Here is a 10,053-nt window from a genome sequence, read left to right as displayed (position 1 = left end):
TCATTCTGTTGATGATGTATATGACAGCATTTTGTCATTAAAAGTTCGCGGTGCCCCAGCAATTGGGCTGACGGCAGCATTTGGTGTTGCACTTGGCGCAAAGCAGGAAACAACCGCTGAATTAGGGGAATTCAAGAAAAATGTAACGAGGCATATTGAAAAACTCGCCTCTTCACGGCCTACTGCAGTCAACCTTTTTTGGGCGTTAAGGAGGATGGAGAACACCTTGCAGGCTGCTCAAAGCATTTCAACTGCCAAGGAAGCACTTATATCGGAGGCTAAAGCCATCTTTGCTGAAGATGAAGAAATGTGCAGGAAAATCGGGGAACATGGTTTATCCCTATTCAATAGAGGAGATTCCATTCTTACTCATTGCAACGCCGGGGGAATCGCCACGGCTCGGTATGGCACAGCCTTGGCTCCCTTCCACCTGGCTAAAGAAAGGGACTTTCCGCTAAAAGTGTACGCATGTGAAACAAGGCCTGTCCTGCAAGGGGCGCGTTTGACGGCTTGGGAATTGATGCAAGCGGGAGTTGACGTCACCTTAATTTCTGATAATATGGCTGCCCATACGATTCACCAGAAAGAAATAAAGGGAATTATCGTCGGGGCCGACAGGATTGCGGCAAATGGAGATACTGCCAATAAAATCGGGACGTTGGGATTGGCCATATTAGCCAAGCACTTTGGTATCCCCTTTTATGTGGCCGCACCATCAAGCACATTCGACCTTTCTATCGAATCCGGCACATCCATCCCGATCGAAGAACGGAATGGAAAGGAAATCACCTTCATTCAAGGTGTAAGGATCGCTCCGGAAAACGTGAAGACTTTCAATCCTGCCTTCGACGTTACACCGAATCATCTAATTACAAGCATCATTACCGAAAACGGCATCATAACACCGGATTTCTTCAAAAACATTCCGCATTTTGTTAATTGATCCAGGTTCCTTTTATGGTGTTAAAAAACGAGAAGGATTTTTTATCCCTCTCGTTTTATAAAGGTGATTGAATTAAGATTATTCTTGCGAGGTCTATAATACAATATTTAAATTTGAACATCTTCAGTTAAGGATGTCTTCGATAATAAAAGAGAATAGGACATTCTTATTATTTTGAAAAGAACTCCTGAAGTGCCTTCTTATTTTTAGTGTAGTCTATTTCCAAAACGGCTCCGGACTGGGGATATATTTCATCTTTGAAGCTTCCTTTCACTGGAACCCTTAAGGTTTCGACCGTGTCCGGTGTATGGAAGACGGCTTTGGGACCCATTTCCATTATTGTTTTCAGGCCAATATCCGTATCCAAGTACGAGAGTCCTTGTTCGATTATACTAGGAAGGGCCGCCATCCCTTCGAAGGATGAGATTTGATTTATAAACGCTGTTTTTAATTGAACCATTACTTCTTGTTGTCGTTCAACCCTGCCAAAATCACTTTCATCGTCATGTCTAAAACGGACATATTTCAATATTTCCTCACCATGTAAAACATTTTTACCGACGCTTGCTTGGATGCTCATATCATCTATGATTTCCTGATCCACATTCACGGCCACCCCCTCAGGGGCAAGTAAATCCACCATCTTCACAAATCCCTTAAAGTCGATTACCGCTACATGGTCGATCTTGACATCGAAGTTTTCCTGTATGGTTTTCTTGAGCAATTCCCTCCCACCATAATAATAAGCAGCATTTATTTTGTTATATCCTGATTTATTCCCGGGGATTTTCACATAACTATCACGCATAATGGAAGCCAGCTTCAGTTTCTCCTGCTCAGGAAAGTATTTTGCAAGGATAATCGCATCTGATCGAGATTTTTGCTCTCCCCTTGTGTCAACACCAATTAACAGAAAAGTTTTATCGTTTTCCTGGTTATCTTCATTGGTTAGTTTTTTTTCCGTACCATCATTTCCATTTTGTTTGGGTAAAGGGGCATAGGTGCAGCCTGCCAGAATCAAGACCAATAGATATATGAACAATACCTTTTCTTTCATTACCTCACCTCATCGGAAAATTACCCCTATTCTCTGCCTAATTTTGGAATTCTATGCATGAAACGAAAAAAAAGCCTGCCAACGATATCCGCTGACAGGCTTTTCAATCAAAATCATTTATTGATTTCTTTCTTTAATACTTCTACTGCCTTTTTCACTTGTGTGTCGTTTTTAAGGATTTTCTCGCGGATGACCTGCATCAATTTCACGGTAGTATCATCCTTAATGGTGCCGGTTTCTTTAATTTTTTGTTCCCTTTGGAATGCTGTGACCGCATTCTTGGTTGCTTCATCGAAGAATCCATCTATTTTACCTGGATCATGTCCTGCTTCCTTCAGCATCTCTTCAGCCGCCTTCACTTCACTAGAAGAATCGGATGCTTTCAATTCCTTATCAGGCGAAATGTACGGAAGGCTGGCATAATCAGGAAGCTTCACGTTAATATCCGGCTTGATCCCTTTTTTATGAATCCAATTGCCTTCAGGAGTCAACCATTTAGCTGCCGTATATTTGAAGTTAGATCCATCTTCGAAGTCTTGGGCAGTCTGCACTGTCCCTTTCCCAAATGACTTGACACCGATCAATGGAATGTCCGCAGACTCACTGACAGCCGCTGCAACGATTTCAGAAGCACTGGCACTTCCATCATCAATCAACACGACTACCGGGATTTTCAGTTCTCCATCATTCTCCGATTTATATACATCTTTTTTCCCGCTGCGATCCTCAACTTGAAGGACCACTTTCCCATTAGGTATGAACAGGCTTGCCATTTCTATTGCTTGATCAAGCAGTCCTCCTGGGTTTCCCCGCAAATCCAATACGAGACCCTTCATATCCTTCTTCGACATTTCTTCAAGCGCCGTTTTCAACTCTTGGACTGTATGTTCGGAAAAACTGGTCACTTGAATTTTTGCAACTCCATCATCAAGCATTTCCGCATATACCGTTTCAATCGGAATTGTATCCCGTTTAATGGTGAGCTTAATCGGTTCCGACTCACCAGCTCTTGAGATGGATAGATCCACTTTTGTACCCTTCTCGCCCCTGATTTTCAGGACAGCTTCAGAAGAGCTGAGTCCTTCAACACTTTTACCGTCCACACTTAATATGATATCATTCGGTTTTACCCCTGCTTTTTCTGCTGGGGACCCTTTTATCGGTGAGACGACCATGATTTGTCCATCCTGCTCCTGAATCTCAGCACCGATTCCTTCAAAAGATGAAGAGATGCTCTCATGGAAACTCGATGCTTCCTTTTTATCCATATAAGCAGAATAGGGATCATCCAATGATTTGATCATTCCATTAATTGCGCCGTCAACAAGTTTTTCTTCATCAACCTCTTCATAATAGTCATCTTTTATCTTATCGTATGTAGAATACAGCTTTTCAAATTCCGCATGCTTATCCGGTGCTAATGACTCTACTTTTTCATCTCCAAAGGTCAAGGCTATTGTAGTAATCCCTGCAGTTAGAAATATGACTAAGAAAATCCCCATAATGAACGTAAACTTCTTCATTTTAATGAATTTCCCTGCCTCTTTTGGCTGTTTTTGATTTTCTTCTTCCACTGAAGCCTCACCACTTTCATTCTTCATGACGATATAAACGATTTCATTCTTATTTTATCAGCTTTCATGCCAATCGAAAAATAATAGTTATCAAAAATAACAACTTATAGCCATATGTATTTTTTAATAAACTTCAAATCATGGAGAATGCTCCAAGGACAACAGGCATCTCCTGATATTACAAAAATGCGGATACCTGGAACAAATGAGCCTGTATCCAAACTGCCATTATACAGCATCACTTATTCCTGGTCACCCGCCTGTCATTTACAACCAATTATCAGTCCTGGATAGCTGCTTCCAATGCCACTTCAACCATTTCGTTAAAAGTTGACTGGCGCTCATCCGCCGACGTTTCCTCACCAGTTAAAATGTGATCGGAAATGGTCAATACAGATAAAGCTTGGCGTCCAAATTTAGCAGCAAGCGTGTAAAGGGCCGCTGATTCCATTTCTATCGCAAGTATTTGGTATTTTGCCCATTTTTCCAATTCACTATTATCGTTATAAAACTGATCGGCCGTAAATACATTACCGACCTTCAATTGCAAGCCCTTTGCCGTGCCGGCGTCATAAGCTTTTCTTAGTAATTCGAAATCTGCGGTCGGGGCAAAGTCCACCCCGCCGAAAGTCATACGGTTCATTTGGGAATCGGTGGAGGCACTCATGGCAAGGATCACATCCCTGACTTTTACATCTTTTTGAATCGCTCCTGCAGTTCCCACACGAATCAACTTCTGGACATTATAGCTATTCATCAATTCATTCACGTAAATCGAAATGGATGGGACACCCATGCCTGTACCTTGTACAGAAATTCGTTTTCCTTTATATGTCCCTGTATATCCAAACATGTTACGAACTTCATTATAAAGTTTAGCATCCTCTAAAAATGTTTCAGCAATATATTTTGCACGCAACGGGTCCCCAGGAAGTAAGACCGTTTCCGCAATTTCATTCTCTTTTGCACCAATATGTACGCTCATACGACTATGTCCTCCTTAACTTGTGGTTGAAATGATATTCAAAAACTACTATACCATATCAACCACAAGTTAGGAAAATCGAACCTTATCTGGAACTTGAAAAATGGAAATCACGAAACGACTTTTGGCACCCTTCCTAAATCGCAAACAAAACGGCGGAGGTCCGCCGTCTTTTTTTAATGGTTAATAAAATTAAGGGAAAGGAAGCTGCTAACCGTCTTATGACAGGTTACTCATCGACTTCTTCATCAATTATGCATTTTTCAAGAAGATATTCGAATGTGATGTCAGCAAGATCTTCAACTTCAGCTTCTGTTGGAAGATAGCCCCGTCTTATCAATTCTTGAAAAAAGAATTCCGCTATCTCTTCTGTATCAATAAAAACCTCAATTTCTCGCAAATCATCGCCCCCTTATTTAAAGGTCTATGAATGTGTAGAGACAAATATACCAGTAAGGCATCCCTTAATGGAAAAACATATGAAAGGTCTATCGTTATCAAGTTCCATTCGTGTTCAATTTGAATGGATACTTCTATAGGGAATCTGGAAATTTCCCTTTATAGGTGTCTTTCACTTCGTTTGCTTCTTTTTATGATCTGGATAAATTTCCTCTGCCGCCTTTTCTATTTTAGCAAGGGCGATTTTCATGATGTGACGATATTCATCATCGCCAAAATGTTCGTAGAGCTTACAATAATCATTATATAAATCCAACAGGCCATCAATCATTTCCTTTTTTTCATCTTTTGTCATTGTCATTTCTCGCTCACCTTTACCAGGGTTGTTTTGTTTAGCAATGATAGCAAGCTCATTTTTCATTTGAGGAAGGAGCAGACCCAACTTTTTAATGATTCCATCTGCACGTTTAGCATCGGCAATCAAAGTCAGTTCTTCTTCATGCGCTTCAAGCCATTCACCATCAGAGATTCTTGATAACTCATAGATTACATCCTCCCAGGCATTTTCCTTATAGCGCCAAATTTCCGTTCGATAGCCGATAATCTTGAAATAATCCTGTTCATATCCATCCACTTGGACCAAGTCACCTAATAAAAATTTATATTCAATATCGATTTGCTCTTTCGGATAAAGGATTTCTCCTTCATATTCATTTATCGATTGCAATGTTTTTTCGATATAAAGACCTTCACTATAGTTCACTTCATACACATAAGCACCATCGAGAAATTTTACATCGGTTATATTCCCGACTGTCCCATACATTGTTATTACGACTGTATCGCCTAATTTAAATTTCGGCTGTTTTTTTTTGCCCATAAGAGACATCCCCCAATATGGTCCTTATCGTTTGATTAGTAAATTATATGCACAAACAAACATGGAGGTTAATGGAATTAAGCGGGCATTTTGCTCATTTAGCTAATTAACCGGCCCATTTATTTAAGGGCACTACAACCAAAAACCGCCTCATTTAATGAGACGGTTCGTAGTGGGGATAGTGAGCGTCACTTTCGTTCCTTCGTCGGGGACGCTCTCAATTTGGAATTTCCCTTTTAATTCCTCCATTATCTGAATGCATGTCGCCACACCTAATCCGTTTCCATCCGGTTTGGTGGTATAAAAGGGCATACCGATATTTTTTAAATTCTCGGGACTTATGCCTTCTCCATCATCGCTGATCACTAATCTTATATATTGGGAGATGGAATCGTGATGCAGTTCAATCTGCCCCCTTGCTTCGATGGCTTCACATGCATTATTCAAGACATTCAAGAGAACCTGCCTTAACCGGTTCCTGTCTGAATAAACAATGACGGATTGTGTCATGCCATTAATTATTCTTACATGAGAACTCGGAATTGAGGAAGTATAGGTATCCATAATTTCATCAAGGAAATCCTTTAAATCGATTTTCTCCCATTCCAGTTGATGCGGTTTTGCCAAATCAAGAAGTTGTGTTACAAATACATTGACCCGATCCACTTCATGAAGCATGACATCGCTATATTTTTCTATCAATGATTTATCATGATCCTGGCTCTTCAATAATTGGAAAAAACCCTTTATTGTCGTCAATGGGTTCCTGATTTCATGGGCGACACCGGCAGCAAGCTGGCCTACATACTTCAATTTTTCCGTACGGACGATTTCCTTCTCACGATCTTCTATCGTTTCCATCATTCTTAGAAAGGCAAGGTTCAATTTTTCCATTTCCTCGAAGCTTCTTTTATCGGAAATGATGAATTCCTTTCCTCCTATGAAATCCTCTGTTGCTTCGACAAGTTCTTGAACTGGCCGAACGAGGGTCTTTGTTAGTAAATAGACAGCCAGAATGATAGAAACAAAAACGATGCTGTAGATGGTCAGGTACCGTGTCAATAGGTCATTCAAAGGCTGAAACACCTGCTTCTTATCAGCACCCACAACAACAAACCATTTATTCTCTGTTTGTGCTATCGTATGGACAGGCTTGATGGAATATATTTTTTCCCCATTCTCTGCACTGTACAAATCATCCGATAACGAAGCTTCCATCAGCTTATCTTTTGTTAATCCCATTTCTCTCAAGGCAGAATCCTGCATAATGCCATGTGGGTCTTTTTTCGAAATCATGATGCCTTCCTGGTTGATCATGAAAAAGTTCACTGGGTATTTATCACTAATTTCATCAGCTTTTTTTTCCATCATCTCCCACAACCCTTCCAAACGGAAAGCTGTGGATACGACTCCGATCATTTCCCCTGCATGATCATATACCGGCGTACTCAGAGCTATAATCGGTTCTGAGAAAGCCCGGGTTTTATATACGTCTGAAAGGAACTCATGACCTTCTATTGCCTCTTTGAACCATATTCTCTTCGCGAGGTTATCCCCGATCATTTTATTGGATGTATCTGCAATGACATTGCCTTCCATATCCAAATGCATAACTCCGTAATAATTTCCTTTTGCATCGATAAACTTTTTTAGTTCATCTGACTTCTCTTCTTTTGAGTGGCCAGGATTGATGATTGCAGAATTTGCACTCATTAATTTCACATCACTGATCCGTTCGTTCAAATAGCTGTATGTTTCATTTACAATATTCAGTGAACCTGCATTCAGGGCATTTTTTGCTTCCTTCTCCAGAAGGGAGCGTTGTGATCCATAGGATATGATTCCCAAAATCAGAAGAGGAACACTTGCAATAAGTAAAGAATAAAGCAAAATTCGGGTTTGAAGGCTTTTTAACATCCTTCCAATCCTCCCTATTCCTGATCTCCCAATATGATCCCTTCTTCTATTTGGACATACTGTTCCCACGCTTGATCGAATACTGACATACTTTCGGGATAGTCTGCATTCAATTCTAAATAACTGCTCAGTTCATTATAATCAGTCGATTGTTTTGGGAAGCCATGATCCTCATAGGCATAATTGGCAAATTTAGTGATTGCATCAATCTCCTTTGGTTGTCGAAATTTCATTAAATATAAATAAAATGGTCTCATGATGTCGAGCCCCCCTAAAATAACTATGATTTCTGCTTTAATATATCGGAAACTTTCGCTTCCGTCCACTTTTTTAAAAAACAATTTGGTTTTTTCTTCCTCACTTTATGAAATCCACGATTTTTCAACACAAAACGCATTCGTTTTATTACGGAATTACACTAAAATATCGTACTCTTTCCTTAAAACGGAAAATTTCTTTATTTTTTACGATATCGTTCTAAATATGTTCGATAAAGGAGACGAAGTTCTTCAACTGGTATCAATCAATGCCCAAGGCCTATAATAAACATGCGGTGCACGGTCTGTCATTCCGCATGAAGGATGACGGAATGATTTCAAAAACCTTCAATTTCCCGCAGGCTATAGTTTTCTGAAAGGAAAAATCAAATCCCCTTCATCGATAGAAATAGTGGTTTACACTGTTCTGTCTAAAATGAGGGGATTTATTCATTCATATTATATGGAACAATTTATTGCTTTTGTTTGCTGTAAAAAATCCAGTCTTTTCACTATCGCCTTACACCTCTTACGAATAGTATGAAGAACATATTACTCACGAGTAGGATTTTCACGATGAAGTTCTTGATAATGATATGCTTTCATTGCATCTGGAGAAATAGGGAATTTCTTTTTGGTACTCTTCCCAGCCATCAAACACCTTGCTATTACTTTTCCCTAATAGTTTATAAAACATTTTTTTAGATGGCTATCTGAATCCGCACGATCAGTTGCTATTTCCCCCATTCTCATTGGGATTGGAAATAACCTTAAAAGGGAATTTCAATAGCCGTATCCCTTAAATGAAGGTCTTTTTAAAATTGGAATTTATCAGCAGTTATATTGTGATAGGGCTTTATAAGCTTTTCCCTATTCATAGCTCATTGTCCCTATTTCAACTTCAATTACTCATCATACGCCTTCTGTTCCCAAGCTGTATCATATCAATAACTCCAACCCCAGATCATACATAGTATTGTACCGAAGACAGTAATTAGAGCTAGGAATATAGCGCAATATAATGTCATAAAAATTGATTTGCTATCATCAGTTTCACGAGCATGCATAAACACAACTAGTTGAACAGCTGCTTGTATGAATGCTGTCAATATAAAAATCGTCATGCCTGTTGCTTTTGACATATTGAAGAAGTAAACCAAAATAGCTACAAACGTCAAAATCAATGAAAATACAAAACCCCATACTTGCTTAGCCGGGAATAATTCCTTCATGTTCATGTCATTCCTTTCATGTAGATAAAGGTGAAGATGAAGATCCAAACGATATCTAAGAAATGCCAGTAAAGAGAGAAAATGAAAGATTTATTGGCTGTTTCAGGTGTCAACCCGCGTTTTTTCACTTGAAGGATAATAAATAACCCCCAGAAAAGCCCTAATGTAACATGTGCTCCATGTGTCCCTAATGTTGTAAAAAGTATCGATGTAAATGCACTAGTTTGCAGTGTAGCTCCTTYGCGATAATAGGTAATGAACTCAGTAATTTCAAATCCTATAAATCCTAATCCAAGAAGGAGAGTGATTATGAAAAATGTCAACATAGCTTTCTTGTTGCCAATTCGCATGGCATGAATTCCAAGCCCGATGACAAAACTGCTTGTTAAGAGCAAGAATGTTTCAGCAAGTACTGGAGTGATTTCAAATAATTCTGCTCCAGCAGGTCCATTACCCGAACGATCAACTAATGTAAAATATGATGCAAAGAGTGTTGCAAAAAGCATAATTTCGGCTCCAAGGAAAATCCAGAAGCCTAAAATATTTAGACGATTTTGTTCCGTACTATATTCAAGAGGTTGCGAGTGATCTATTTCCATTTATTAACACCCCCGAATTTTGCTTCTGTCTCTTTAATTTCTTCTACAGAAATGTAATGCCCATGATCTATTTCGAATGAACGATGAGCCATGCAAACAAAGATACCGATTAACCCAATAATCGCAAGAAACCATATGCTGAATACTAACGCAAATCCAAAGACAAAGAAGATACAGGACAGGATAAACGGTCCCCCGCTGTTATTGGGC

At 39.5% G+C, this 10,053-nt stretch carries 10 protein-coding genes and 1 pseudogene; 1 reads left to right on the top strand and 10 read right to left on the bottom strand.

What is annotated here, in order from left to right; genetic code table 11:
- Positions 1 to 943 (top strand): S-methyl-5-thioribose-1-phosphate isomerase (mtnA, locus tag AC1DVB_RS22650; RefSeq protein WP_477591064.1); only part of this gene is annotated, 943 nt, incomplete at its 5' end.
- Positions 944 to 1,112: 169 nt separating this feature from the next.
- Here mtnA and AC1DVB_RS22645 read toward each other — a convergent pair.
- From AC1DVB_RS22645 to AC1DVB_RS22600, 10 genes and pseudogenes are all read right to left on the bottom strand, one after another.
- Positions 1,113 to 2,000 carry an LCP family protein gene (locus AC1DVB_RS22645; RefSeq protein ID WP_057277340.1) on the bottom strand — a complete coding sequence of 296 codons (888 nt, stop codon included), beginning with the start codon at positions 1,998 to 2,000 and terminating at the stop codon, positions 1,113 to 1,115.
- A gap of 113 nt (positions 2,001 to 2,113) precedes the next feature.
- Positions 2,114 to 3,574 (bottom strand): lmo1851 family serine protease, encoded by a 1,461-nt coding sequence (locus AC1DVB_RS22640; protein ID WP_250160996.1) that lies wholly within the window; start codon positions 3,572 to 3,574, stop codon positions 2,114 to 2,116.
- A 280-nt stretch (positions 3,575 to 3,854) separates the two neighbouring features.
- Complete coding sequence (deoD, locus tag AC1DVB_RS22635; protein WP_034307509.1) at positions 3,855 to 4,559, bottom strand: purine-nucleoside phosphorylase; 705 nt, start codon at positions 4,557 to 4,559, stop codon at positions 3,855 to 3,857.
- A 229-nt stretch (positions 4,560 to 4,788) separates the two neighbouring features.
- Positions 4,789 to 4,959, bottom strand: coding sequence for a YozD family protein (locus AC1DVB_RS22630; RefSeq protein WP_064505166.1), 171 nt, complete (start codon positions 4,957 to 4,959; stop codon positions 4,789 to 4,791).
- Positions 4,960 to 5,130: 171 nt separating this feature from the next.
- Positions 5,131 to 5,838, bottom strand: a complete 708-nt coding sequence (locus AC1DVB_RS22625; protein WP_239858340.1) for a hypothetical protein — start codon at positions 5,836 to 5,838, stop codon at positions 5,131 to 5,133.
- A gap of 150 nt (positions 5,839 to 5,988) precedes the next feature.
- Positions 5,989 to 7,755, bottom strand: coding sequence for an ATP-binding protein (locus AC1DVB_RS22620; RefSeq protein WP_328097458.1), 1,767 nt, complete (start codon positions 7,753 to 7,755; stop codon positions 5,989 to 5,991).
- A gap of 14 nt (positions 7,756 to 7,769) precedes the next feature.
- A complete protein-coding gene (locus AC1DVB_RS22615; protein WP_477591061.1) occupies positions 7,770 to 8,012 on the bottom strand; it encodes a YozE family protein in 243 nt (80 codons plus the stop codon).
- A gap of 944 nt (positions 8,013 to 8,956) precedes the next feature.
- Positions 8,957 to 9,244 carry a cytochrome aa3 quinol oxidase subunit IV gene (gene qoxD, locus AC1DVB_RS22610; protein WP_057277337.1) on the bottom strand — a complete coding sequence of 96 codons (288 nt, stop codon included), beginning with the start codon at positions 9,242 to 9,244 and terminating at the stop codon, positions 8,957 to 8,959.
- A gap of 2 nt (positions 9,245 to 9,246) precedes the next feature.
- The gene (qoxC, locus tag AC1DVB_RS22605; protein ID WP_477591059.1) at positions 9,247 to 9,843 is read right to left on the bottom strand and encodes a cytochrome aa3 quinol oxidase subunit III; all 597 of its coding nucleotides are present in this window, start codon (positions 9,841 to 9,843) and stop codon (positions 9,247 to 9,249) included.
- Positions 9,834 to 10,053 (bottom strand): annotated as a pseudogene (locus AC1DVB_RS22600) (cytochrome ubiquinol oxidase subunit I); the annotation flags it as partial. The pseudogene AC1DVB_RS22600 and the gene qoxC, both read right to left, overlap by 10 nt.

The sequence above is a fragment of the Peribacillus sp. P4_D6 genome (assembly GCF_056401795.1).
This window is presented reverse-complemented; position numbering and strand designations above follow the sequence as displayed.